This window comes from Escherichia sp. E1130 (genome assembly GCF_005781065.1).
Taxonomy (GTDB): Bacteria; Pseudomonadota; Gammaproteobacteria; order Enterobacterales; family Enterobacteriaceae; genus Escherichia.
In genome coordinates this window covers 291,602-316,725 of sequence record NZ_VATL01000004.1, presented here as the reverse complement: position 1 = coordinate 316,725, position 25,124 = coordinate 291,602, and the positions used below count along the sequence as shown (strand labels likewise).

Below are 25,124 nucleotides of genomic sequence, written 5' to 3'. Positions count from 1 at the left end.
GAACAACACAGGTGCTCCAATGAAAAAAAGAAATTTCAGCGCAGAGTTTAAACGCGAATCCGCTCAACTGGTTGTTGACCAGAACTACACGGTGGCAGATGCCGCCAAAGCTATGGATGTCGGCCTTTCAACAATGACAAGATGGGTCAAACAACTGCGTGATGAGCATCAGGGCAAAACACCAAAAGCCTCTCCGATGACACCAGAACAAATCGAAATATGTGAGCTGAGGAAAAAGCTACAACGCATTGAAATGGAGAATGAAATATTAAAAAAGGCTACAGCGCTCTTGATGTCAGACTCCCTGAACAGTTCTCGATAATCGGGAAACTCAGAGCGCACTATTCGGTGTTCACACTCTGCCATGTGTTCGGGGGGCATCGCAGCAGCTACAGATACTGGAAAAACCGTCCTGATAAACCAGACGGCAGACGGGCTGTATTACGCAGTCAGGTACTTGAGCTACATGGCATCAGCCACGGTTCAGCCGGAGCAAGAAACATCGCCATAATGGCAACCCGGAGAGGCTACCAGATGGGACGCTGGCTTGCTGGCAGGCTCATGAAAGAGCTGGGCTGGTCAGCTGTCAGCAGCCGACTCACCGCTATAAACGTGGTGGTCATGAACATGTTGCTATCCCTAACTACCTTGAACGGCAGTTCGCCGTGACCGAGCCAAATCAGGTGTGGTGCGGTGATGTGACCTATATCTGGACGGGTAAGCGCTGGGCGTACCTCGCCGTTGTTCTCGACCTGTTCGCAAGAAAACCAGTGGGCTGGGCCATGTCGTTCTCGCCGGACAGCAGGCTCACCATGAAAGCGCTGGAAATGGCATGGGAAACCCGTGGTAAGCCCGGCAGGGTCATGTTCCACAACGATCAGGGCAGTCATTATACGAGCAGGCAGTTCCGGCAGTTACTGTGGCGATACCAGATCAGGCAGAGTATGAGCCGGCGCGGAAACAGCTGGGATAACAGCCCAATGGAACGCTTCTTCAGGAGTCTGAAGAACGAGTGGATGCCGGTGGTGGGTTACGTAAGCTTCAGCGAGGCAGCTCACGCCATAACGGACTATATCGTTGGATATTACAGCGCACTAAGACCGCACGAATATAACGGTGGGTTACCCCCAAACGAATCGGAAAATCGATACTGGAAAAACTCTAACGCGGTGGCCAGTTTTTGTTGACCACTTCAATTTTCAGGCAATGGAAACCCAGAAAAGTTAGTTTTGCACAGTAACTTTATTATCTCTCACTGAGAGCAACACTGAATCCGCAACAGCTTTACCACCCGCAATTTCACCGCCAATAATCAATAGACTATTATTCCAGGGCAATGATACTCCGTAGGCTCGACCTTGCGACAGTTCGCCAGATTTCTCCCATTTCCCGTTATGCCACAGATAAATATCAGCACTATACGATTTTTTCAGGCCTTCATGCGCATAGTTCTTACCGTTCTGGTAATTTTCGCGCGAGCCTTTAAATCCGGCTCCTCCGGCAAATATAAGAGAGTCATTGCTAATACCTGCAAAACCGCCAGCGACGCCATCTGGTGATGAGACGGGAGGAAGCTTATTCCATTTTACGTTATTGCCGGTAAGATCAAGTTCAAATACGGCATCTGTCCGCAGTCCAGGCTTTATTTCACCATTAATAAGCCAGGTTTTATCACCTTTATTCACAACCGCCGCACCAGCCGTCCCGTACCAGGGCGATTCGCCAGCGTAACTCCATTGCTGTGTAGAGGGATCAAAAGACAACAGAAACTTATTGAAGAAATAATCTTCTGCTTTTTTATCGAAATAGCGGGTGTTGATTTTATCTATAGTTTTTGAATCTTTTCCGGCCTCGTTGAGATCTTCAAAATAGCCATTGAAGATATTTTGGTTAACACCGCCAGTAACATAAGCCTTGCCGTTGTGTACAAAAGTCACATGGCCCGCTATGCCCATTGGCGCGTGTGACATCAATTTAATCCAGGTATTAGTTGCTGGGCTATATTTATACACATCGTTGAACACCCTGGTTAAACCTTGTTGGTTTTTGCCAATACCGCCAAATACATACAAATCACCATCAATAAATGCGGACGTTGCTTGATCTCTCGCGCCGCCGGGGAATTCAGCCAGAGCTGTCCATTTTTTATCTTTGGCCTGTGTGTCCAGCTTGTACCATGCCGTTCCTGCACTACCTAAACCAATGTAGACAGTGTCGTTATCAATTGCACCAGTACCACTTTTAAATGGTACTGGAATTTCCGGTAATACAGACGCGTTCGCGGCAAATGATGCCATCATGATAGCAAGCGCCGTTATTGTTTTATTCATTGTGAATTACTCCTGCTCGCTGGAATTCAAATGTCGCACCATGTGCCTATATACCTTTTATACCAAAACTAAATAGCAATCTTCGCAACAACATCAGTTTTGTTGTGTCGGTCACAACTTATGCAATGGGGGAGCAGGTTAATCCATTGTTATGTTGGACGACACGTTATGTAAATTGGTCAACCATTATTGCGATGAATGTCACATCCCCCGATCACTAACCGCCGATCCTCCTTTGTTGTCATTTGCAGTAACCGACATGAGAGTAGATTTCTTGTGATGTGGTTAACCAATTTTAGATTTCAGGTTGACATGTCTTACCAAAAGGTAGAACTTATACGCCATCTCATCCGATGCAACGCCACGGCTGCGGTCTGGTCGTTCATTCGGATACCTAAACAACTCCGGGGTTCCGCGTCTCTTCGCTGTTGAACCCACTACGTGAAAGAGGAATAAACATGGAACAGACCTGGCGCTGGTACGGCCCTAACGATCCGGTTTCTTTAGCTGATGTCCGTCAGGCGGGCGCAACTGGCGTGGTTACCGCGCTGCACCATATCCCGAACGGCGAAGTATGGTCCGTTGAAGAGATCCTCAAACGCAAGGCGATCGTTGAAGACGCAGGTCTGGTGTGGTCTGTCGTGGAAAGCGTGCCAATTCACGAAGATATCAAAACCCACACTGGCAACTATGAGCAGTGGATCGCTAACTATCAGCAGACCCTGCGCAACCTGGCGAAATGCGGTATCCGCACCGTGTGCTATAACTTCATGCCGGTGCTCGACTGGACCCGTACTGACCTCGAATACGTGCTGCCAGACGGCTCCAAAGCTCTGCGCTTCGACCAGATCGAATTCGCTGCATTCGAAATGCATATCCTGAAACGTCCAGGCGCGGAAGCGGATTACACCGAAGAAGAAATTGCTCAGGCCGCTGAACGCTTCGCCACCATGAGCGACGAAGACAAAGCGCGTCTGACCCGTAACATCATCGCCGGTCTGCCGGGCGCGGAAGAAGGTTATACCCTCGACCAGTTCCGTAAGCACCTGGAGCTGTACAAAGATATCGACAAAGCGAAGCTGCGCGAAAACTTTGCGGTCTTCCTGAAAGCGATTATTCCAGTTGCCGAAGAAGTTGGCGTGCGTATGGCTGTTCACCCGGACGATCCGCCGCGCCCGATCCTCGGCCTGCCGCGTATCGTTTCCACCATTGAAGATATGCAGTGGATGGTTGATACCGTAAACAGCATGGCGAACGGTTTCACCATGTGCACCGGTTCCTACGGCGTGCGTGCTGACAACGATCTGGTTGATATGATCAAGCAGTTTGGTCCGCGCATTTACTTCACCCATCTGCGTTCCACCATGCGTGAAGATAACCCGAAAACCTTCCACGAAGCGGCGCACCTGAACGGTGACGTTGATATGTACGAAGTGGTGAAAGCGATTGTTGAAGAAGAACACCGTCGTAAAGCGGAAGGCAAAGAAGACCTGATCCCGATGCGTCCGGACCACGGTCACCAGATGCTGGACGACCTGAAGAAGAAAACCAACCCAGGTTACTCCGCGATTGGTCGTCTGAAAGGCCTGGCCGAAGTTCGCGGCGTCGAACTGGCGATCCAGCGCGCTTTCTTTAGCCGTTAATACCCACCGGCATGGCTGCGCGCCGTGCCGGTTCCTTCTTCCTTGCCGTCACTCTCTGAAGACGGATTCTGGAGTTTACGATGACTACTATTGTTGACAGCAATCTGCCGGTTGCCCGCCCGTCATGGGATCATTCTCGTCTGGAATCACGCATTGTGCATCTCGGTTGCGGGGCGTTTCACCGCGCGCACCAGGCGCTGTATACCCATCACCTGCTGGAAAGCACCGATAGCGACTGGGGTATCTGCGAAGTTAACCTGATGCCAGGCAACGACCGCGTGCTGATCGAAAACCTGAAAAAACAGCAGCTGCTGTACACCGTGGCGGAAAAAGGCGCGGAAAGCACCGAGCTGAAAATTATTGGTTCGATGAAAGAGGCCCTGCATCCGGAAATCGACGGTTGCGAAGGTATTCTCAACGCGATGGCGCGTCCGCAGACGGCGATTGTCTCCCTGACGGTCACGGAAAAAGGCTACTGTGCCGATGCGGCGAGCGGTCAGCTGGATCTCAATAACCCGCTGATCAAGCACGATCTGGAAAACCCGACTGCGCCGAAGTCCGCAATTGGTTACATCGTAGAAGCCCTGCGTCTGCGTCGTGAAAAAGGGCTGAAAGCGTTTACGGTGATGTCCTGTGATAACGTGCGTGAAAATGGTCATGTGGCGAAAGTTGCCGTTCTGGGGCTGGCTCAGGCGCGTGACCCGCAACTGGCGGAATGGATTGAAGAGAACGTCACCTTCCCGTGCACCATGGTTGACCGTATCGTTCCGGCGGCGACGCCTGAAACGTTGCAGGAAATTGCTGACCAGCTGGGCGTTTATGACCCGTGCGCCATTGCCTGCGAACCATTCCGTCAGTGGGTCATTGAAGATAACTTCGTTAATGGTCGTCCGGACTGGGATAAAGTCGGCGCGCAGTTTGTTGCGGATGTTGTACCGTTCGAAATGATGAAACTGCGTATGCTTAACGGCAGCCACTCTTTCCTGGCATACCTCGGTTACCTCGGCGGTTATGAAACCATTGCCGACACCATGACTAACCCGGATTACCGCAAAGCGGCCTTTGCCCTGATGATGCAGGAACAAGCACCAACGCTGTCGATGCCGGAAGGGACGGATCTGAACGCCTATGCGACGCTGCTGATCGAGCGTTTCAGCAACCCGTCTCTGCGTCACCGTACCTGGCAGATTGCGATGGACGGCAGCCAGAAGTTACCGCAGCGTTTGCTGGATCCGGTGCGTTTACACCTGCAAAACGGCGGTAGCTGGCGTCACCTGGCGCTTGGCGTAGCGGGCTGGATGCGTTACACCCAGGGCGTGGATGAGCAGGGTAATGCTATCGACGTGGTAGACCCGATGCTGGCCGAGTTCCAGAAGATCAATGCGCAGTATCAGGGCGCAGACCGCGTGAAAGCGTTGCTGGGCCTGAGCGGTATCTTTGCCGATGATCTGCCGCAAAATGCAGACTTTGTTGGCGCGGTGACTGCGGCATATCAGCAGCTGTGCGAGCGCGGCGCGCGTGAGTGTGTGGCTGCACTGTAACTGACTGATTACCCTACAGACTCACTGGTCAATCAAAAACATATTTGGTTGACCAGTTTTCGTTTTTTGCCCACCTGTACGTGCCAACTTCCAGTGCTAATGGTATAGTTTGAAATTAACGGTCAACGTAAAATTGCCCGGTAAGTAAGCCTGGCGGGCCTACGGATCAATCGCAATTTATTGAATACGCACTCTTTGTAGGCCGAATAAGGCGTTCACGCCGCATCCGGCAATAATTTGATTAATCGCATCTAACGGACACAACATCATGAAATCTGCCACCTCTGCGCAAAGACCTTACCAGGAAGTTGGGGCGATGATCCGCGATCTGATCCTTAAGACGCCGTACAATCCTGGCGAACGGCTACCGCCGGAGCGTGAAATCGCAGAAATGCTGGATGTCACCCGCACGGTGGTGCGTGAGGCACTGATCATGCTGGAGATCAAAGGGCTGGTAGAAGTACGACGTGGTGCCGGTATTTATGTGCTCGACAGTTTACCCAGCCACAATGCAGAGAGCACAGAGGCCAACGTCTGCAATGACGCCGGTCCTTTTGAACTGTTACAGGCGCGCCAGTTGCTGGAAAGTAACATCGCCGAGTTTGCCGCTTTGCAGGCTACCCGCGAAGATATCGTTAAAATGCGTCAGGCATTGCAACTGGAAGAGCGTGAACTGGCTTCCAGCGCGCCGGGCAGTAGCGAAAGCGGCGACATGCAGTTCCACCTTGCTATTGCTGAAGCCACGCATAACAGCATGCTGGTGGAACTGTTCCGTCAGTCCTGGGAGTGGCGGGAAAATAATCCAATGTGGATCCAGTTACATAGCCATCTCGATGACAGCTTATACCGCAAAGAGTGGTTGGACGATCACAAACAGATCCTGGCTGCGTTAATCAAGAAAGATGCCCGCGCGGCAAAACTGGCGATGTGGCAGCATCTGGAGAATGTGAAGCAGCGCTTGCTGGAGTTCTCTAATGTTGATGACATCTATTTCGATGGTTATCTGTTTGATTCGTGGCCGTTGGATAAAGTGGACGCCTGATCCCTCATTTCTGGTGCAAAGTTGAACCGCTTTGCACTATGTATGTTCCCTGAATAATTAATTATGTTCTGCAGAATATATTATGCGTAATTTAATCATTACGTACGATATATTGTTTTGGAATAATTATATATCAGTTTAACGCTGAGAAATTATTCGGAATAATCAGAATATGTTAACGTATTTCCGTTATGTTTAATGACTTTTGTCAAATGATACCTTTTTAAATAAAAAGTCAGTGGATATTCTTTTCTGTACAGTGTTTTATCTTTGGCGGATCTTATAAATCCCTTATGAAAGTGCCAGGGACGCAATGAGCATAAAGGAATGATTATGGAATATGAGCATCAACCCAGTGGTGTCCAGCAGCCAGGGCAGGATACAGATGCCACTAAACGTCAGGAGTGCGCAAAATGATGCGCCAATCGGTTCAGACGGTATTACCTGAAAGTACAAGGAACAATACGTTATCGCTGCGTGATTCCGTATGTCGGGATCTCTTTCAACTTTTTAGTTCTCCCCATTCACCGCTACCAATATTACTTGTTTCAGGCATGCCTGAGTGGCAAGGGCATAATCAGAGCGACAAGCTTCTCCAGAGTTGGTATTGCCGCCAGTTACGTTCCGCGCTTTTATTTCATGAGCCACGTATTGCAGCATTGCAGGTCAATCTGAAAGCAGTCTATTGCCACGAGTTGGTCATTAGTCTGGAGATGATGCTGTACCACGATGATGAGCCGCTAACGTTTGACCTGGTCTGGCAGAAGGGGAGCTGGCATAGTTCAATACCGGGACTTTCAGCCAGGTTCAATCTTTAGCCCACGCAGTTCACGCCAGAAACGCTCTGCAACGGGATTCATCCGGAATGCGGGATAACTAATTCGTCCCGATTCAGGACAATGAGCTACCCGCTGCGAATTTCTTGTTGTATGGCGTACTCCGGCAGCCAGATATTCCACAGCTGCCGAAGGCAACTTGCTTGAATAATTGGCCCATGAAGAGCCAAAAAGTGCTGAAACGTAACTCGCAGTGGCATGTCAGGGGGCGGTTAATAAATCGCCCCACACAGGAGTTGTAGCGTTGCCTTTGGCGATTAAACAGCTCAACGCCAGTCGCCTGTTCAAGCGTTCGGAACTGCTTATGCAGTTTCAAACGTCCCTTTCACACACGCTTTGCCGTCTTTGACCATCAGTTTGCCGCGAGCGTATACCTGTTCGATACGCAACTGTGGTGTCATCACTAACAGATCCGCGTCATTGCCCGGCAGAATTTCGCCTTTCCCGTTCAGGTTAAGGAAACCAGCGACGCTACTGGTGAGTGGACGCAGGGCATCGCTGATACTAAAGCCATAGTCTTTAACCAACACTTGCACGGTTTCCAGCAACGTCTCAAAACCCGCAACACCGATATGCGTTAAATTCCCTTCATCGTCAAAGAACGGCTGACTGCCGTTGCCGTCGGAGCTAAGGGTAACGCGAGCCAGCGGAATACCCGCCTGAACGGCGCGGGCAATACCTTCGGCAGGGGCGACCGGTTCGTCAATGCTGCTGGTGATGTCGATGGTGCCGCCTTTGCGCGCGAACTCCAGCGCCTGCTCAAACAACGGAATGTTGCGGTTAACGTGGGTCGGCAGCAACTTGCTGATGGGGACGTCGCAGTTCTCAAGAAGGTCATAGATGGGCTGTAACGCCTTTTTGCTGTCGCCCATGTGGAACACGGTGACGCCAGGTTTACCGCCGAGCAAACCTCCAACGCGGGATTCCGCCGCCATATTGGCCAGATGATAAACATCCGGCGCGGCCGAGCGGTGGTCTGAGATGGCACATTTCACACCAATCACGCGATCGATAATCGCCACATCTTTTTCCACCGAGCCTGTAATGGTACGGGAAGGCACATGATAAGCACCGGTCAGCATCCAGGCGCTGATGCCTTCTTCATTGAGCGCACGAGTCTTGGCGAGTAAGGATTCCGGGTGGCGAGAGATAGAGTCGGTGCCGAGCAGACCAACCACTGACGTGACGCCCGCTTCTGTCAGACGACTAAGCGCGACTTCCGGCGTGCGTGTAGTGGGGCCAGCTTCGCCGCCGCCGCCAATTAAATGGACGTGTTGATCAATAAAACCGGGGCAGAGGATCTGCCCGCTGAGATCGACAACCGTGCAGTCCGGTACGATGTCAGAAGGGATGTTGCTGGCAACGGCGATAATCTTGCCGTTAGCGACGAGGACATCGCAAATTCCTCGATCTTCCGGCGCATATAAATGCGCTCCCTGCAGCAGGGTAAAACCGGCTGCGGAATAATCAATCATGGTAACTCCTTGTTAAATAATAAGCTGCATAACCAGGTTTGACAGCAACGCGTTAATCACGCCGACGGCAATGATATGCGGGTAGCCTTTGGCATTCACTTTAGCTGTCTCCATGCAGCGACCGACATTTTGCACCGGGTTGCCTATTAAATACATCGCGGGCAGTAAAACGGTGACATCATGCTCGGTTAACACGCCAGCTACAGCATCCCCTTGTTGTGCCATAACAATCCCCATTATGTATGCTTGTGGCGGCTACGTGGAAAAATTACGCTGCGCGGAGAACCTTCCTGTAAGGATTGAGTTGCAGAAAATTCATAAACACAGTGACAATAACGGCTGGTGAGTAAAGGCGGCGAATACAAGGACGAATGCAAAATGGCAAAATACAACGACAAAGAGCTGGCAGAGACGAGCAAGTTTTTAAGTTTTGTCCTCCGACATAAACCGGAGGCGATTGGCATCGTGCTGGACCGTGAAGGATGGGCGGATATCGATAAGCTCATACTCTGTGCACAAAAAGCTGGCAAGCGGTTAACCCGCGCATTACTGGATACTGTGGTCGCCACCAGCGATAAGAAGCGCTTTAGTTATTCCAGTGATGGTACGTGTATTCGCGCCGTTCAGGGGCATTCGACTTCGCAGGTCGCCATTGCCTTCATCGAAAAAACACCGCCACAATTTCTCTACCACGGTACGGCAAGCCGTTTTCTTGAGGCGATAAAAAAACAGGGGCTGATTGCAGGGGAGCGTCATCATGTGCATCTCTCTGCTGATGAAGCAACGGCCCGCAAAGTTGGGGCAAGACACGGTTCGCCGGTTATCTTAACCGTCAAAGCACAGGAAATGGCGAAACGAGGGATCCCTTTCTGGCAAGCGGAAAACGGGGTCTGGCTGACATCAATGGTTGAGGTTGAGTTTCTTGAGTGGTAAGGGAAACAGCCCTTATGAAGCGACCACTTGTAGCTTAAATAATTGCACTGTGCTGATAAGCGCAGCAATAAACAACGCCGCCGCGCCGCAGAGAGTGGCGCTGGCAAGCGCCGATGTTCCATTGCCGAGCATACTGGTCAGCGCCGGGCCGAGGATTTGCCCAATGCCGTAAATGAGCGTCACAAAGCCTAAAAGATTGAGATTTCCCGGTACGCTCAGTTGGCGGGCGATAGTCATCACCAGAGATGTCGTGCCCATAAAGGTACCGCCAAAACCGATACTACTGATGATAAGCAAGAGAGGCGAGTCGCTGGCGAGAGTAAGCAGCACACAGACAGCCTGCACCAGTAAATTCGCCGTCAGGCAGGGTAATGCTCCCCAACGTTTTGCTGCCCATAGCCAGCCAAAGCAACCAGGCACAATTGATAAGCCGACTAACGTCCAGAGATGGGCGGTTAACAATGGTGAGCCTGCATCTTTCGCCATGAGCGGCAGGTAAGTCGCGACGATGATATAACCAAATCCCGCCAGGCCGTACAGAATAGCCAGTAACCACCAGCTCATTATCTGTTGCTCCGTTTTTGCCAATGGCGTTGGCGCGACGGTGTGTTTTTTCGAGGGCATTAAAAGCGTAAGTGCAATCAGCATCATGCCAGAAAGCGCCCCGGCGCCTTGCCATAACGTTTGCGAGGAGAGGGCAAAATGCAGGCCTGCCAGAACATATTCATTGCCCAGCGCGATGCCAATGCCAACGCCAGAAAACAAAGCTGCCAGCACAAAAGGATGGCGCGTGTGCTGCATAATCAGCGTCGAACCAAAAATCAGCATTCCAGCGCTGGCGACACCCGCCAGGAAGCGAATCAAGAACACCAGGATAAATGACGGCAACCATGCCATTGCGAGGATCAACAATCCGCTCGCCAGGGCAGAAGCCAACAGAAATGGGCGCAGACGCGACGGCTGGTGAAATGCGCCAAACGAAAATAGCAGACTGCCAGCCAGATACCCCGCATAGTTGCCGCTGGCAATCCACGAGAGCTGGCTAAATGAAAACGCCCCTTCCGCCATCATGACGGGCAACATAGGTGTATAAAGGAAGCGACCTAATCCCATACCTAAGGTCAGAACCAGCATCCCGAAAAGCGCGGTGCTGAAAGAAAAGCGTTCTACGGGATGCGAGGACGGAGGCATGTTTAACCTTGTTTGTATTTTTTGTAATTAACAAGTTAATAACAAAAAAGTGAAACATGCCAGCCTGTTAATGTGATTATTTAGGGGTAAAGCGATAAAAATGATTTGGTTCGCTAACGATATAAATATTACCAGAGGCATCCATCGCAACCCCTTCGGCCTGTTTGATGTTATGTGAAAGGCCATACTTGCCTTTGGTTAACGACATTTCGCCGATCACGTCTCCTGTTACGGTTACTTCCTGGAGTGCGCGTGATTCATGAGACAACACCAACAAGCTATTTTTTTGTGGGTTAAAATCTGCGCCAGAAACATCATCTAAATTAAACTGCTGCTGTAATGTCTGGTCTTTGCTGATGTGTAATTCATCGTTACGCAACAGCCCGCTCACTTTGTAGACCTCGATCGGATTTTTCTCTTTAAAAAACCAGAAAGTTTGATCGGCAGGAGAATAGGCCAGCCCTTCAAAACCACAATTGGTCGGGGTTTCCTGCAGCGGGATTTTTATTTTTTTGAGGATTTTTACTTCCGAGTTGGCATCAAGTGAAATCACATAAATGGCATAATCGCGCTCATCGCTAATGACAAACTGATTATCGCCAATGTATTCGATCGTCTCGAGATCCTTAACAAAATCCAGAGGAATAGTGCGGATCAAATCGCCATTGGTGGTCATTTCAACAATGGCGGCAGGTTTGTTGATAGTGCTAAACAGGGTATTGCTCTGTGCCGACCAGGTCAGCGAGGAGATATTATTCGTTACGCCTGCAATTTCTTTGCCGTCAATGGTGGCGTGGTAATTCTGAAATGATGCTGCATGATTGCTTTTACGGGCGCAAGATTGCACGAAGAAAGTACACACTGCCACAATGGCAAAAAGAATCACAATAACGGAGATGCGTTTACTTAATGAAATACTTTTTGTCACGGTAATCCCTTTAAGGCAAATCAATAAGATATCGGGAAGTATACGTAGCGATCTTAATAAATCCTTAACGCCGTTCGGCTGTTGCATTACATGAACAGGTTTAAACGCCGCCATGTATTCGTACATTTTCTTTTTGCTGTCGCAGATAGCTTCACTGACCACCAGATCAGAAAAATAGAAGTAGGGGCATTATCGGTTTTGCTGAAACTGTAGCTGCTTTTCTCAGTTCGCCCCTGGCATAATTTTTATCGCTTCCTAAAAATTGCTGAGGGGTAGCAAGGCCGGGAGCTGCGACAACAAATACAAAATCAGACCAATACAACCGCCGACTAGCGTGCCGTTAACACGGATAAACTGGAGGTCCTTGCCAATATTTAACTCGATCTGCCGCGACATATCGCGCGCATCCCAGCTTTTTACCGTATCGCTAATGTGGCGAGTCAGGAATGCCGAAAACTCTGGCGCGACGCGGTGCGCGGCCTGTTCCAGATGACCATTTAACGAGGCGCGCAGGGCATCATCGGCAATTAACGTCTCGCCAAACCACTGCCCCGCTCGCGCGATGCGTTCTTTCACGCGAGAATCTTCGCTGTTGATATCCGCTTTCAACCACTTCCGCAAATCTCCCCACAATTCACCAAGATAGCGGTTAAATGCTTCATCTTCTTTCAGATAACTTTTCACGGCATCGGCCCGCGCCGCCATTTCCGGATCGTTTTTCAGTTTCTCGATCAGCGCGAAGGTAGCGCGATCAAACGCATGGCGGATCTGATGTGCGCGATCGCGGCTGATATCATCAAGCAAAGAATTCACGGCGTCAGAAACCAACTCCGCGCTATGTTCGCCCAGCCATTCAGTGGGCAAAATTTTGGCTTTCAGCGGATGCTCGCTCTCCAGCCAGCGGACGATCTGCTGGGCGATAAACTTGCGCGATTTGTCTCGTTGCAGCAGGGCGATCAGTTGTGCGATTAACGTATCGAGCAGCACCTGATGACGATCGTTTTTGGTCATGCTCTCCAGCATTAGTGCACTGGTGCCGGAAAGATCCACTTTATCGATCGCCTTATGCACCGCACGCTTAAGCAGACGTTGAATACGCGCATCATCGGTCAGTTCGAGAAAACCACTCATGATCTGCAACAGATGCTGTCCAACGCGACGGGCGTTTTCCGGCTGACTAAACCAGTTGCCAATTAACAACGCCGGTTCATGACGCCGGATTAGCGCTACCAGCGATTGAGTATCGAGAAATTTTTCCTGCACGAACTGGCCGAGATTTTCGCCAATCCGGTCTTTATTACGCGGAATAATCGCCGTATGGCGAGAAATAATCGGTATCGGCACGCGGCGAAACAGCGCCACCACCGCAAACCAGTCCGCCAGCGCGCCGACCATCGCCGCTTCGGCAATCGCCTTCACGCCGCTCACCCAAAAGTTGGGCGGCAAAAACAGCGTAACGATAAAAGTCGCGGCAGCAACGAGCAGCAAAGAGAGCGCCAGCATTTTGGCGCGTCGGAGTTCAATGATTTTATTCATATCGTAAGAATAGAGCCTGACGGTAAGAAAACGCAAAAAGCGAGATATCTTCCATAAAAATGTATCGCTTGCAGGAGAACAAAAATAGCCTGGAACGTGCCTCGGGGAATGGGAAATTGCCGGGTGAGAAGGGTTTTGTTAGTCGCTAAAGTCGGGTCATCTTATCAACAGGTGATGGATCGCCATGACAAACTTCACGACCAGCACGCCGCATGATGCATTATTTAAAACCTTTCTCACGCACCCTGACACTGCGCGGGATTTTATGGAGATCCATTTACCAAAAGGCATACGTGAACTATGCGATCTCGACACCTTAAAACTGGAATCTGCCAGCTTTGTCGATGAAAAATTGCGGGCGCTACACTCCGATATTTTATGGTCGGTAAAGACCCGCGAAGGCGATGGCTATATCTATGTGGTGATTGAACATCAGAGCCGCGAGGATATCCATATGGCGTTTCGTCTGATGCGCTATTCCATGGCGGTGATGCAGCGCCATATCGAGCATGATAAACGCCGGCCGCTACCGCTGGTCATCCCGATGCTGTTTTATCACGGTAGCCGTAGTCCTTATCCCTGGTCCTTGTGTTGGCTGGACGAATTTGTCGACCCGACTACCGCACGAAAGCTCTATAACGCCGCGTTCCCGCTGGTGGATATCACTGTCGTGCCAGACGACGAGATTGTGCAGCATCGCAGAGTCGCCCTGTTGGAGTTGATCCAAAAGCATATTCGCCAACGCGATCTGATGGGGCTTATCGACCAACTGGTAGTATTACTGGTTACAGAGCGTGCTAATGACAGCCAGATAACTGCGCTGTTAAATTACATTTTACTGACTGGCGATGAAGCGCGTTTTAAGGCGTTTATCAGCGAACTTACCCGTCGAATGCCACAACAAAGGGAGCGAATAATGACTATTGCAGAGCGAATTCATAATGATGGATGGCTGTTGGGGAGGGAGAAAGGGAAAGAAGAAGGGGAACAGCGCCTCCTCCGATTGTTGTTGCAGAATGGGGCAGATCCTGAATGGATACAAAAGATTACTGGACTTTCGGCAGAGCAAATGCAGGCATTAGAGCAGCCCTTGCCTGAAAGCAAGCGCGATCCATGGATCGAGTACTAATCAGAGACTGATGACAAACGCAAAGCTGCCTAGTGCGCTACGCTTATCAGGTCTACATAACCCATTCAATATATTGAACTTTAAAGATTTTTTGTAGCCATGGTAAGGCGTTCACATGGCATCCGGCATGAACAAAGCGCGCTTGGCCTAAGCCATGCTGGAACGTGGCGATGGCCCAGCAGAGATAAAACGAGTTACAGGTGATTCGTGAGAGTAAATCAGGTGTTTCGCCACTATTTCGAAATTATTCCATTGCCCGATACACGGCCTCGCCAATTTGCTTCAGTGCTTCGCGATAGGTTTCGCTGAGCGGCAAAGCGCAGTTGATGCGCAGACAATTACGGTATTTGCCGGAAGCCGAGAAAATCGAGCCTGCCGCCACCTGGATTTTCATGCGATACAGCTGCCGCGCGACGCAGACCATATCGACCTGTTCAGGCAATTCTATCCACAGTAAAAATCCGCCTTTCGGGCGCGTAATACAGATTTCGCAGGGAAAATATTCCCGTATCCAGCAGGTATAAAGCGCCATATTGCGCTGATAGTTCTGCCGCATACGCCGGATATGGCGATGATAGTGACCTTCCAGTACAAACGTTGCTGCCGCCATTTGCGTGGACGGTACGTTAAAGCTGCTGGTGGCGTATTTCATATGTAGCAGTTTATCGTGATAACGTCCCGGCGCGACCCAGCCCACGCGCAGGCCGGGCGCAATGCTTTTACTGAACGAGCTGCACAGCAGCACCCGACCGTCGATATCCCATGAGTGAATGGTCCGCGGGCGCGGATACTCCGTTGCCAGCTCGCCGTAGACATCATCTTCAAAAATCACAATATCATGACGCTGAGCGAGAGAGAGAACGGCCCGTTTGCGCGCGTCCGGCATAATAAATCCCAGCGGATTATTACAGTTTGGCACCAGAATGATGCCTTTAATCGGCCACTGTTCCAGCGCCAGTTCCAGCGCTTCAACGCTGATGCCAGTTTCTGGATCGGTCGGGATTTCAATCACGTTCACGCCAATGCCACGCAGCATCTGCATCGAACCGTAATAACAGGGCGATTCGACCGCGACGATATCGCCTGGTTTACACACTGCCATTAGCGCCAGCGCCATCGAGTTATGGCAGCCGCTGGTGATGACAATGTCATCAGCGGTGACCACCGAGCCGCTGTCGAGCATCAGTCGGGCAATCTGCTCGCGCAATACCCGCTGACCGGTTAATGAATCATAGCTGAGAACGGTTTGTAGATTATGCTGCACCACCCGACTTAGCTCCCGCCAGAGCGGTTTCAGGCTGGGCGCTTCGACATCCGGCGTGCTTTTACTGAACGGAACAATAGAACTGTCGCTATGCGCTTTCAGCATATCCAGCACCTGATCCCACTGGGTAATTTCCACCGGGCGCTGCACCGGACGTGTCATTGGCGGCACTGGCGGCTGGGCTTTATGTTGCGTGACAAAATAACCCGAACGTGGTTGCGGAGTGATGAGCTTCATCGTCTCCAGCGTCTGATACGCCTGCTGCACGGTGCTGATGCTGACGCCGTGCTCCTGACTTAAGCTGCGCACCGACGGCAATTTCTCCCCGTGACGATACAGCCCCTGCTCAATCCGCTCGGCAAGTAGAGTCGCCAGATGTTGATAACGCGTCATGCTGTATTCCTTATTTGGACCATACAGAGAGAAAAACCGGTACAGATGAGGCTAAAAAACCGGATGCAGATGCTGTTTTAACCTGTCTGTATGTTAAATAAAAGTAATATTTGCATCTGTATTGTGAACAGCCAGAAGGCGGATGATGAAGCCTCTGAAAGATGAGGAGGCAGCAGATGGAATTTCACGAAAACAAAGCTAAAGCGCCGTTTATCGGACTTGTGCAACTCTGGCAGGCGGTGAGGAGTTGGTGGCTGAAAAAGCAGACTCGGCGGGTGTTACAGCAGATGAGTGATGAACGGTTGAGGGATATTGGGCTACGCAGGGAGGATGTGGAGTGAGAGTGCTGTTCGTCGCGGATAAACAGGATTTCTCTATAACCTCCACAAGGAAGTGGTTATTATTGCGTCATTATTGCTTCACGGAAGGACGCCAGGATGAAAGCCACAGAGGCTCGCCTACTCGATTTTTTAAAACGTTCGCAGCAGTTTGTTATTCCCATTTATCAACGCACCTATTCATGGACCGGGCAACAATGTCGGCAACTTTGGGACGACATCATTCGTGCCGGAAAGCGTGACGATATATCAGCGCATTTTATCGGTTCGGTTGTTTATATTGAGCAGGGGTTGTATCAGGTTTCTGGTATTTCTCCGTTGCTGGTCATTGATGGTCAACAACGGCTGACGACCGCAATGTTGCTGATAGAGGCTTTATCGCGCCATCTTGGCGAAGACGAAGTTTTTGATGGCTTTTCGGCAATGAAATTGCGTAATTATTATTTACTCAATCCTTATGAGTCCGGCGAGAAAGGATTTAAATTACTGCTGACCGAGACTGATAAAGACAGTTTGCTGGCGTTAATAAAACAAAGACCAATGCCAGAAAACTATTCCCATCGAATAATGGAAAATTTTACTTTCTTTGATGAGCAAATTGCCAAACTCGGTGATGACTTGATCCCCTTATGTCGAGGGTTAGCAAAGTTATTAATTGTCGATGTGGCGCTTAATCGTGATCAGGATAATCCGCAACTGATTTTTGAAAGTATGAACTCCACCGGTAAGGCGTTAAGTCAGGCCGATCTGGTGCGCAATTTTATTCTGATGGGCCTCGAACCAGAGCATCAAACCCGGTTGTATGAAGATCACTGGCGTCCAATGGAAGTCGCCTTTGGTCAGCAAGGTTACAGCGAATATTTTGACAGTTTTATGCGCCATTATCTGACGGTAAAAACGGGGGAGATCCCTCGGACAGATGAAGTCTATGAGGCATTTAAACTACATGCCCGCAGCCAGAGTGTTGCTGAAAAAGGCGTAGATCGGCTGGTTGAAGATATTCACATCTACGCGGAGTATTACTGTGCAATGGCATTGGGAAAAGAAAGTGACAAATCGCTTGCTACGGCTTTTCAGGATTTGCGCGAGTTAAAAGTCGATGTGGCGTATCCTTTCTTACTGGCGCTTTATCATGACTATAAAAATGGCGTTTTGTTTCACGAAGATTTCCTGAGCATAATTCGTTTAATTGAATCTTATGTTTTCCGCCGTGCAGTATGTGCGATTCCGACAAATTCTCTTAACAAGACGTTTGCTACTTTTTATAAGGTCATTAATAAAGAAAAATATCTGGAAAGTATTCAGGTACATTTTATGAACCTGCCTTCATATCGTCGTTTCCCCAACGATGATGAATTTAAACGGGAATTAAAAATTCGCGATCTCTATAACTTCCGCAGCCGCAGCTACTGGTTACGACGACTGGAAAACGATAAACGCAGAGAGCGCGTGGAAGAGTTTACGATTGAACATATTATGCCGCAGAACGAAAATTTGTCGGCTAAATGGCGTGAAGAGCTGGGAAGCGACTGGCAGCGTGTGCATAAAGAACTGTTACATACGTTGGGGAATCTCACTTTAACGCGCTATAACTCCCGCTACAGTGACAGACCTTTCGCGGAAAAACGCGATATTGAAGACGGCTTTAAACATAGCCCGCTCTATTTGAATATCGGTCTTGGACAGTGCGAAAAATGGGATGAAGCCGCCATTCGCGCCCGTGCCGATCGTCTGGCCAATCTCGCGGTTCAGGTCTGGCAAGCGCCTTCTCTTCCTGAAGAGGTTTTAGCTGTTTATCGAGGTCAGCCGGAGAACAAAACCAATTACAGCCTGAATGATTTTCCTTTTCTTGCTGATGGTTCGCATAGCCGGGTGTTATTCGATCATCTTCGCGATGAAGTTATGCGCCTGGACGCAGGGATCACGCAGGAAGTTTTAAAACTGTATATTGCGTTTAAAGCTGAAACGAATTTTGTTGATGTTGTGCCGCAAAAAAGCCGACTGCGATTGTCGCTTAATATGCAGTTTCATGAACTGGTCGATCCGAAAGGTATTGCCAAAGATGTGACAAATGTTGGGCGCTGGGGCAATGGCGATGTGGAAATTGGTTTCAGCGACCTCGCACAACTTCCTTATATTATGGGATTAATTCGTCAGGCATTTGAAAAACAGATGGAGAGCGCGTTGATATAACGCGGCGAATAATACCCGGTAGCACTGGTGCTACCGGGTTAATTTATCAGGCAACTTTCTGTTTACCCGTAATCACCCCAATAAACTCCTGCACCTGCTTTTGTTTACGCGCCGATAGTTTGCACACCTGGCGCAGCGACTGCATTAGTTCGCTCTCTTCGGCGGCGGGTGGTTGGGCGGTGAGGACAATACAGCCTTCCATCACTTTGACATCTACCACAGTGCCGGTGGCAAAACCGGCGGCTTCCAGCCACTGACCTTTCAGGGTGATGGCGGGAATACGGCTGTAATCCGGGTAGCGACTCGCATAACTCACGGTTAATTGACGGTTATTTGCTGGGGAGACTTCTGCTTCGAACGGTTGTGCAATAGAATGCGTGTCAGTCATAACTGCTATTCTCCGATAATAGTGATTGTGATTAGCGGTGCGGGTGTGTTGGCGCACATCCGCACCGCGCTAAATACCTGGATATATCATCAGTAAATACAGGGAAAGTCCAGCTAAAAATTAATGAAAATAAGATGAAAATTAGCGTAAAATATAATTTTTGGTGATGTGAATAAAGCGGCCATTTAGCCGCTTTATTGGTTTTTTGAGGGCGAGGAAATTAGTTTATCGCCGCGTCAGTCAGTGCGTCTGCAAGGTGCAGTTGGGTTTGTTGGGCGGATTGGATTTGAGAACTAAGCTCTTCACATATTTTCATGTATTGTTTTAATGTTTCAGTGATTTTTAATTGCTCTTTATAGCAAGGCAATGCAATAACTAACTCTGAAACTTGGTTTCTGGATACATTTTTCATAGATGAACTTGTTCCTCCCGCTACGTCCTTATAATATTTTCGCGAAAACACTGAATTATTAACTAAGTTAATATAATAAGGGTTTGCAAATGAGGAAAATTCAAATCTAATGATCTTATCACTAAGCATTAGATTTATTGGTGGATTTTCAGGTACAACAACAGATCGAGCAACTAGCTCTGAAGTGTTTGCTCTGGAAATTAAAAAATCATTTTCTTTAACTTCATATTCTTGCCTTGGTAATAAATGTGCGGGTAATGCTTTGTTTTCTTGTGGTCGATATTCTCCCCAAGTTACAGCACTAATTTTCAGTACGCCCCATTGATTTCCAGATCTTGGTTCATTCTCACATTGTGGACTCCAGCCTGCCTCGGACTTTAGAGCTAAATCACCTAAACGACACCACTCCCACCCTTCCGGTAGTTCAAACGGTTTTTCCTCATCGCTAATTGGCGGCAACGGTTTTTGTTTTTTTATTTTCCCTTCTTTCACCAGTTGAGCTTTTTCCTGCGCAATTCGTTTGAGCAGTTCAGAGGCTGGTTCGTCATTCGGATCCTGCGGCACAAGTTTACCCATTACGGCCAGTTGCAGAATGGTCTGTTTTAACGCATCCACGCTGGCTTCGGTGGTAAATAGTGTGTCGAAATGCTCGCTAATACGCGCCCAATTTTCAGCCAGTTCCTCGGCGTTTTGGCTGTCTGTAAGTGTTCCCAACAGGGTTTCAACCAGTTGCTGATGTGCGTCCAGACTTGTCAGGGATTGCTGTTCCAGTTGGTCGCATAGGGACATAAGTTCATTTGCCCTTGAGACGATTTTTAGTTGTTCACTCAATGGCGGTAAAGGTAATAATATTTTCGAAACAATTGCCCCAGAGACTTCTTTAAATGTAGTCCCACTTGCCTCTGCATCTATTTTTTTTGCAGATGCCAGTAGAAAGTAATATATATATTCTGCACTTTCTTTGATATATGGAACACAAGATTTAAAACCCTGGTTTGTTGACAGTTCTGCATCTGCTATAGCGACATATCCAATTGGTGCTCGGCTAGAGAAAAGCACACTCCCCTTTGGCATCAACCGGGCTGATGAGTTTGACAGTCCTGCGGGTGAAATATCACGGGCTCCAGATGTAATGTACTTCCCTTTGAGTCCGTAGAGGTCTGCTGGAGTAATCCACTTAATACCATTTTTGGCCCAAAATTGCGGATTATCGGACTTTGGAGTTCCTCCTCCGACTATTTCACCTACGGTTGCCAGTGTGACCCACTCCCATCCCTCCGGCAATTCAAACGGCTTCTCTTCCTCGCTAATTTCCGGCAGCGGTTTTTGCTTTTTAATTTTACCTTGCTTCACCAGCTCCGCTTTTTCCGCCGCAATACGCTTCAGCAGCTCCGACGCCGGTTCATCATGCGGATCCTGCGGCACCAGTTTACCGCGCACCGCCAGTTCCAGAATCAGCTCACGCAATTTCTTAATACCATACAAATCAATCTTACCGGAGCTGCCGCGCCCGGCGGTGGAACGGGTTTGCAACGCCGAGGTCCAGGTTTCCATATGATCAACGATCAGCTTTTCCACACTCATCAGTTAACCTCCTTGCCAGACAGCGCAGCGCCGAGAATATCGCGCAGTTGATTACGCAGCGTCTGGATCTGCGCCTGTTGCTTTGCATACTGCGCTAACAGTTCGTCCGGATCATGGCTGACGGTTTCCGCCTGATGTGGGTTTTTAATATCCAGATTGAAGTTACGCGCAATCACGTCATCAATGCTGACTTTCCACGCTTGCTCATTCTCGACGCGGCTGGCAAAACCATCGGCCTCGTTACCCCACCAGTCGATCTCCGCCTGAAACTCTTCAAACTTCATCGGCTTGGTTTTGCTGTAGTTTTTCACGCCCGCCGGATACGGATGCTCATAGAACCAAATCTCTTTGGTTGGCTGACCTTTGGTAAAGAACAACAGGTTGGTTTTAATGCCGGTATAGGGGTTAAACACACCATTCGGTAAGCGCACGATGGTATGCAGGTTGCACTCTTCGGTAAGTAGCTTTTTGATTTTGGTTTTAACGCCTTCGCCAAATAGTGTGCCATCCGGCAATACCACCGCCGCGCGACCGTTTTTCGCCAGTACTTCCACAATCAGTTGCAGGAACAAATCCGCCGTTTCGCGGGTTTGCATCTCTGCTGGAAAGTTCTTCTCAATACCATCTTCTTCCGTGCCACCAAACGGCGGGTTGGTAACAATGACATCCAGTTGTTCATCCCAGGAGGAAAGCGGTTTGTTCAGGGTGTTGTCGTGACGAATTTGTACCGGTACTTCAATGCCGTGCAGCAGCATATTGGTGGTCGCCAGCAGGTGCGGAAGCTGTTTTTTCTCAACACCGTGGATCTGTTGTTGCAGCGTCTGATGATCGGCGACGCTCTTCACGTATTTGTTCTTTACATGATCAAATGCGCAGGCAAGAAAACCGCCCGTACCGCAGGCCGGGTCCATAATGGATTCGCCGAGTTTCGGATCGACGCGATCCACCATAAAGCGAGTGACGGCGCGTGGAGTATAGAATTCGCCAGCATTGCCCGCAGATTGCAGATCTTTAAGGATCTGTTCGTAAATATCACCAAACAGATGGCGTTCGCTGGCGCTGGTAAAGTCAATTTCGTTCAGCTTGTTGATCACCTGACGCAGTAGCGTACCGTTTTTCATATAGTTATAGGCATCGCTGAACGCCTGCTTTACCACGTAGCCGCGTGGGTTTTTATCGATAGGCGCAGTGAGGTTTTTCAACGCCGGGAACAGATCATCATTAACGAATTCCAGCAGGGAATCACCGGTAATGCCCTGCGCGTTGGCGGCCCAACTGCGCCACAAATAACGCTGTGGGATCGGATATTGATAGTTATCCTGCTCCAATTCCAGCGCCTCTTCCTGGGCATCGAAGATTTTCAAAAATAGCAGCCAGGAGAGCTGACCGAGACGCTGCGCATCGCCGTCCACACCGGCATCTTTGCGCATAATATCTTGTAATGATTTGATTACTGAGCTGATAGACATGTTGTATTCCATGAAAAACAAGGCCTTCTGCAACATGATGGTTGCAGAAGGCACAAAAGAGAGTTGTTAAGCAGAGCGGGGCGGTAATTGGTAGATTTCGTTTTCCAGCTCGCTGAGCGCCTGATTATACCCGTTACGGTCGCCAAATCCGGTTTTAATAATCTCCGGTAAGGTGCCCATGCTGTCGAATGGCTTAAGTTTCAGCACCTGAATACTTTCGATCTCCTGTACGCCCGCATCGGCGTATTTATCCAGCAGATTATCGAGCACGGCTTGCGCTGCTTCAGAGTATTTTGTGAAGTAGTTCCGCTTGCGCACGTTCTCGGCGCGCTCTTTGCGGGTTAACGGCGGCTGACCATACACTACGTGGCAAAGCATGTCGAATGGGTCGAGATCTTTACCGACTTCTTCTGCCAGTACTTCCCAGATGATCCCCTGTTGCTCCAGCTCGTGAATGATCGCTTCTTTGCGATCGGCGTCCTGCCACTTGCGGGTAAAGTCATCCAGCGAGGCATATTCTTTGAGCAGTGTTTTGCGGGTGTAATCTTTAAAGGATTCGGTAACCAGTTTACCGTCGGCGTCGTAATACTGAACACGCTGGGCAATAACGCCCACCGCTACACCGTTGACGTGAAACTTGCGGATTTTCTTCTCGTCTTCTTCCGGAAGTGGGCCGACATCATCGGTATCTTTAACCTGGTATGGTGGCGCAGGCGGTTCATCAACGCCTGTTACCTGTTCGTCGACATGTTCGCTGATTTCTTCGAGTTTCTCTTCAAAATCAGAGTCTGGATCGGCGATATCCTCTGGTGTGGTATCCATGACTTTTTCGGGAATGCCATCGAAACGCTCATCGGCAAACAGTTCGGTGGCTTTTTTAAAGTCGAGGATGGTAAACCAGAGTTTGCCGTAACGTTCGTCGATGCGTGTACCACGACCGATAATCTGCTTGAATTTGGTCATCGACTGGATGTTCTGGTCCAGTACTACCAGTTTGCAGGTTTTAGCATCCACACCGGTGGTCATCAGCTCTGAAGTGGTCGCGATAACCGGGTACGGTTTTTTCGGGTTGATGAAGTTATCCAACTGAGCTTTGCCAATTTCATCATCGCCGGTGATTTTCATGACGTATTTGTCGTTCTTTTTCACCTGCTCCGGGTTGAGATTAACCAGGGCGCGGCGCATACGTTCTGCATGATCGATGTCGTTACAGAAGACGATGGTTTTATCCATCGGATTGGTGCGCTTGAGGTAGTCGGTAATGGTTCTGGCAACCAGTTCTGTGCGTTCGTCGATTACCATCGTGCGATCGAAATCTTTCTGGTTATAGATACGATCGTCGATCACTTCGCCGTTTAAGTCAGTTTGCCCTTTGGTTGGGCGCCAGCCTTGCAGATCAACATCAATATCAACACGGACAACTTTATAAGGGGCGAGGAAGCCGTCTTCGATCCCTTCTTTTAGCGAGTAGACGTAAACCGGATCGCCGAAGTAATCCGTGCTGGAGACTTCATGCGTCTCTTTTGGCGTGGCGGTTAAGCCAATTTGGGTGGCGGAACTGAAATAATCAAGGATCTCTCGCCAGGCGCTGTCTTCGGATGCGCTGCCGCGATGGCATTCGTCGATCACGATCAGATCGAAGAAATCTGGTGCGACTTGTTTAAACGCTTTTTGGTCTTCCTCCGGGCCAGTTATAGCCTGATAGAGCGCGAGGTGAATTTCATAAGCGGGATCAATGGTGCGTCCGCTGACTTTGGTCATTGCCGTACCAAATGGCTGGAAATCATTATGTTTGGTTTGGTCGACCAGAATGTTGCGATCGGCAAGGAACAAAATGCGTTTTTTATTTTTTGATTTCCACAGGCGCCAGATGATCTGGAATGCGGTATAGGTTTTCCCTGTTCCGGTCGCCATGACCAGCAGAACGCGGTTTTGCCCGTTGGAGACGGCTTCAATGGTTTTGTTGATTGCCTGAAGCTGGTAATAACGTGGCGATTTACCGCTGCCATCGTCGTAATAGTCCTGAGTAATCACCGGAAGCTGAGCTTGTGTGTATCCTTTCCAGAGGCAGAATTTTTGCCAGAGTTCAGCGGGGGAGGGGAAGTCATCCAGTGTTATTTGCTTTTCAAGGCATTCACCTTCAGCTGCGGTGGTATCGCGGAAGATAAAGCCATCACCGTTGGTGGCAAAAACAAAAGGAACGTCCAGCAGGCGCGCATATTCAATGCCCTGTTGCATCCCTTTGCCAATTTCATGTTTGTTGGCTTTTGCTTCAATCACGGCTAAGGGAATGCCTGGTTTGTGATACAGCACGATGTCAGCAGATTTTACCGTTCTGCGTGCCGCAACTTTACCACGTACGATGACTTTACCGTCCCGGAGTTTGACCTCCTGTCTGATTTGCGTTGTGTTGTCCCAGCCTGCATTGAGAATGGCTGGCATAACGCATTTGGTAATGATGTCTGCTTCCGTCAGGTTACTTAGGTTCAGTTCCGCCAT

18 protein-coding genes and 5 pseudogenes are annotated in these 25,124 nt (G+C 49.5%); 10 read left to right on the top strand and 13 right to left on the bottom strand.

Annotated features, from left to right (window positions below; all coding sequences use genetic code 11):
• The first annotated feature begins 19 nt into the window (after positions 1–19).
• Positions 20–1,187 (top strand): annotated as a pseudogene (locus FEK66_RS04290) (IS3 family transposase).
• Between the two features lie 36 nt (positions 1,188–1,223).
• Here the strand turns inward: FEK66_RS04290 and FEK66_RS04285 are convergent.
• Positions 1,224–2,330: an N-acetylneuraminate epimerase gene (locus FEK66_RS04285; protein WP_135495107.1), complete on the bottom strand. Its 1,107-nt coding sequence runs from the start codon at positions 2,328–2,330 to the stop codon at positions 1,224–1,226.
• 458 nt (positions 2,331–2,788) lie between these two features.
• Between FEK66_RS04285 and uxuA the strand changes: the two genes are divergently transcribed.
• The 4 genes from uxuA (at position 2,789) to iraD (ending at position 7,374) form a co-directional block, all read left to right on the top strand.
• On the top strand, positions 2,789–3,973 hold the full coding sequence (uxuA, locus tag FEK66_RS04280) for a mannonate dehydratase (protein WP_135495106.1): 1,185 nt from the start codon (positions 2,789–2,791) through the stop codon (positions 3,971–3,973).
• Positions 3,974–4,053: 80 nt separating this feature from the next.
• A complete protein-coding gene (locus FEK66_RS04275) occupies positions 4,054–5,514 on the top strand; it encodes a fructuronate reductase (protein ID WP_130204660.1) in 1,461 nt (486 codons plus the stop codon).
• 268 nt (positions 5,515–5,782) lie between these two features.
• Positions 5,783–6,556 (top strand): Uxu operon transcriptional regulator, encoded by a 774-nt coding sequence (uxuR, locus tag FEK66_RS04270; RefSeq protein WP_130259556.1) that lies wholly within the window; start codon positions 5,783–5,785, stop codon positions 6,554–6,556.
• Between the two features lie 413 nt (positions 6,557–6,969).
• A complete protein-coding gene (gene iraD, locus FEK66_RS04265) occupies positions 6,970–7,374 on the top strand; it encodes an anti-adapter protein IraD (protein WP_135495105.1) in 405 nt (134 codons plus the stop codon).
• Here the strand turns inward: iraD and FEK66_RS25890 are convergent.
• The 3 genes and pseudogenes from FEK66_RS25890 to FEK66_RS04250 all read right to left on the bottom strand — a co-directional run.
• A pseudogene (locus FEK66_RS25890) lies at positions 7,354–7,630 on the bottom strand (LysR family transcriptional regulator); the annotation flags it as partial. The gene iraD and the pseudogene FEK66_RS25890 sit on opposite strands and share 21 nt — an antisense overlap.
• Before the next feature lie 64 nt (positions 7,631–7,694).
• Positions 7,695–8,867: a beta-aspartyl-peptidase gene (gene iadA, locus FEK66_RS04255; RefSeq protein ID WP_135495104.1), complete on the bottom strand. Its 1,173-nt coding sequence runs from the start codon at positions 8,865–8,867 to the stop codon at positions 7,695–7,697.
• 12 nt (positions 8,868–8,879) lie between these two features.
• Positions 8,880–9,074, bottom strand: a pseudogene (locus tag FEK66_RS04250) (hypothetical protein); the annotation flags it as partial.
• Between the two features lie 171 nt (positions 9,075–9,245).
• On the opposite strand from FEK66_RS04250, the gene kptA reads away from it, so the two are divergent.
• Complete coding sequence (kptA, locus tag FEK66_RS04245; RefSeq protein ID WP_130204700.1) at positions 9,246–9,800, top strand: RNA 2'-phosphotransferase; 555 nt, start codon at positions 9,246–9,248, stop codon at positions 9,798–9,800.
• A gap of 12 nt (positions 9,801–9,812) precedes the next feature.
• Here the strand turns inward: kptA and FEK66_RS04240 are convergent, their stop codons facing one another.
• The 4 genes and pseudogenes from FEK66_RS04240 to FEK66_RS04230 form a co-directional block, all read right to left on the bottom strand.
• Positions 9,813–10,991 (bottom strand): MFS transporter, encoded by a 1,179-nt coding sequence (locus FEK66_RS04240; protein ID WP_135495102.1) that lies wholly within the window; start codon positions 10,989–10,991, stop codon positions 9,813–9,815.
• Positions 10,992–11,067: 76 nt separating this feature from the next.
• Positions 11,068–11,919 carry a YjiK family protein gene (locus FEK66_RS04235; RefSeq protein ID WP_130259560.1) on the bottom strand — a complete coding sequence of 284 codons (852 nt, stop codon included), beginning with the start codon at positions 11,917–11,919 and terminating at the stop codon, positions 11,068–11,070.
• A gap of 60 nt (positions 11,920–11,979) precedes the next feature.
• Positions 11,980–12,140, bottom strand: a pseudogene (locus FEK66_RS25885) (2-hydroxyacyl-CoA dehydratase); the annotation flags it as partial.
• 34 nt (positions 12,141–12,174) lie between these two features.
• Positions 12,175–13,455 (bottom strand): DUF445 domain-containing protein, encoded by a 1,281-nt coding sequence (locus FEK66_RS04230; RefSeq protein ID WP_135495101.1) that lies wholly within the window; start codon positions 13,453–13,455, stop codon positions 12,175–12,177.
• A gap of 184 nt (positions 13,456–13,639) precedes the next feature.
• On the opposite strand from FEK66_RS04230, the gene FEK66_RS04225 reads away from it, so the two are divergent.
• Positions 13,640–14,584, top strand: coding sequence for an Rpn family recombination-promoting nuclease/putative transposase (locus FEK66_RS04225; protein WP_135495100.1), 945 nt, complete (start codon positions 13,640–13,642; stop codon positions 14,582–14,584).
• A gap of 244 nt (positions 14,585–14,828) precedes the next feature.
• Here the strand turns inward: FEK66_RS04225 and FEK66_RS04220 are convergent, their stop codons facing one another.
• Entirely contained in the window at positions 14,829–16,241 is a 1,413-nt protein-coding gene (locus tag FEK66_RS04220) for a PLP-dependent aminotransferase family protein (RefSeq protein ID WP_135495099.1), read from the bottom strand.
• A gap of 250 nt (positions 16,242–16,491) precedes the next feature.
• Between FEK66_RS04220 and FEK66_RS25880 the strand changes: the two genes are divergently transcribed.
• The 3 genes and pseudogenes from FEK66_RS25880 to FEK66_RS25870 all read left to right on the top strand — a co-directional run bounded on the left by FEK66_RS25880 (position 16,492) and on the right by FEK66_RS25870 (position 18,772).
• Positions 16,492–16,536 (top strand): hypothetical protein, encoded by a 45-nt coding sequence (locus FEK66_RS25880; RefSeq protein WP_240780251.1) that lies wholly within the window; start codon positions 16,492–16,494, stop codon positions 16,534–16,536.
• Positions 16,537–16,678: 142 nt separating this feature from the next.
• A pseudogene (locus tag FEK66_RS25875) lies at positions 16,679–17,561 on the top strand (DUF262 domain-containing protein).
• A 47-nt stretch (positions 17,562–17,608) separates the two neighbouring features.
• Positions 17,609–18,772, top strand: a complete 1,164-nt coding sequence (locus FEK66_RS25870) for a DUF1524 domain-containing protein (RefSeq protein WP_135495098.1) — start codon at positions 17,609–17,611, stop codon at positions 18,770–18,772.
• A gap of 46 nt (positions 18,773–18,818) precedes the next feature.
• Here FEK66_RS25870 and symE read toward each other — a convergent pair whose 3' ends face one another.
• The 4 genes from symE to FEK66_RS04185 form a co-directional block, all read right to left on the bottom strand.
• Positions 18,819–19,160, bottom strand: a complete 342-nt coding sequence (symE, locus tag FEK66_RS04200) for an endoribonuclease SymE (RefSeq protein ID WP_135495097.1) — start codon at positions 19,158–19,160, stop codon at positions 18,819–18,821.
• 220 nt (positions 19,161–19,380) lie between these two features.
• Complete coding sequence (locus FEK66_RS25605) at positions 19,381–21,156, bottom strand: restriction endonuclease subunit S (RefSeq protein ID WP_171023564.1); 1,776 nt, start codon at positions 21,154–21,156, stop codon at positions 19,381–19,383.
• Positions 21,156–22,625, bottom strand: coding sequence for a type I restriction-modification system subunit M (locus FEK66_RS04190; RefSeq protein WP_135495096.1), 1,470 nt, complete (start codon positions 22,623–22,625; stop codon positions 21,156–21,158). The genes FEK66_RS25605 and FEK66_RS04190 overlap by 1 nt, the downstream gene beginning before the upstream one ends.
• 66 nt (positions 22,626–22,691) lie before the next feature.
• Entirely contained in the window at positions 22,692–25,124 is a 2,433-nt protein-coding gene (locus FEK66_RS04185; protein ID WP_135495095.1) for a DEAD/DEAH box helicase family protein, read from the bottom strand.

Coding starts and splice junctions, on each gene's coding strand:
- FEK66_RS04285 (WP_135495107.1), bottom strand. CDS start 2,330: ATGAATAAAACAATAACGGCGCTTGCTATCATGATGGCATCATTTGCC.
- uxuA (WP_135495106.1), top strand. CDS start 2,789: ATGGAACAGACCTGGCGCTGGTACGGCCCTAACGATCCGGTTTCTTTA.
- FEK66_RS04275 (WP_130204660.1), top strand. CDS start 4,054: ATGACTACTATTGTTGACAGCAATCTGCCGGTTGCCCGCCCGTCATGG.
- uxuR (WP_130259556.1), top strand. CDS start 5,783: ATGAAATCTGCCACCTCTGCGCAAAGACCTTACCAGGAAGTTGGGGCG.
- iraD (WP_135495105.1), top strand. CDS start 6,970: ATGATGCGCCAATCGGTTCAGACGGTATTACCTGAAAGTACAAGGAAC.
- iadA (WP_135495104.1), bottom strand. CDS start 8,867: ATGATTGATTATTCCGCAGCCGGTTTTACCCTGCTGCAGGGAGCGCAT.
- kptA (WP_130204700.1), top strand. CDS start 9,246: ATGGCAAAATACAACGACAAAGAGCTGGCAGAGACGAGCAAGTTTTTA.
- FEK66_RS04240 (WP_135495102.1), bottom strand. CDS start 10,991: ATGCCTCCGTCCTCGCATCCCGTAGAACGCTTTTCTTTCAGCACCGCG.
- FEK66_RS04230 (WP_135495101.1), bottom strand. CDS start 13,455: ATGAATAAAATCATTGAACTCCGACGCGCCAAAATGCTGGCGCTCTCT.
- FEK66_RS04225 (WP_135495100.1), top strand. CDS start 13,640: ATGACAAACTTCACGACCAGCACGCCGCATGATGCATTATTTAAAACC.
- FEK66_RS04220 (WP_135495099.1), bottom strand. CDS start 16,241: ATGACGCGTTATCAACATCTGGCGACTCTACTTGCCGAGCGGATTGAG.
- FEK66_RS25870 (WP_135495098.1), top strand. CDS start 17,609: ATGGCATTGGGAAAAGAAAGTGACAAATCGCTTGCTACGGCTTTTCAG.
- symE (WP_135495097.1), bottom strand. CDS start 19,160: ATGACTGACACGCATTCTATTGCACAACCGTTCGAAGCAGAAGTCTCC.
- FEK66_RS25605 (WP_171023564.1), bottom strand. CDS start 21,156: ATGAGTGTGGAAAAGCTGATCGTTGATCATATGGAAACCTGGACCTCG.
- FEK66_RS04190 (WP_135495096.1), bottom strand. CDS start 22,625: ATGTCTATCAGCTCAGTAATCAAATCATTACAAGATATTATGCGCAAA.
- FEK66_RS04185 (WP_135495095.1), bottom strand. CDS start 25,124: ATGGCGGAACTGAACCTAAGTAACCTGACGGAAGCAGACATCATTACC.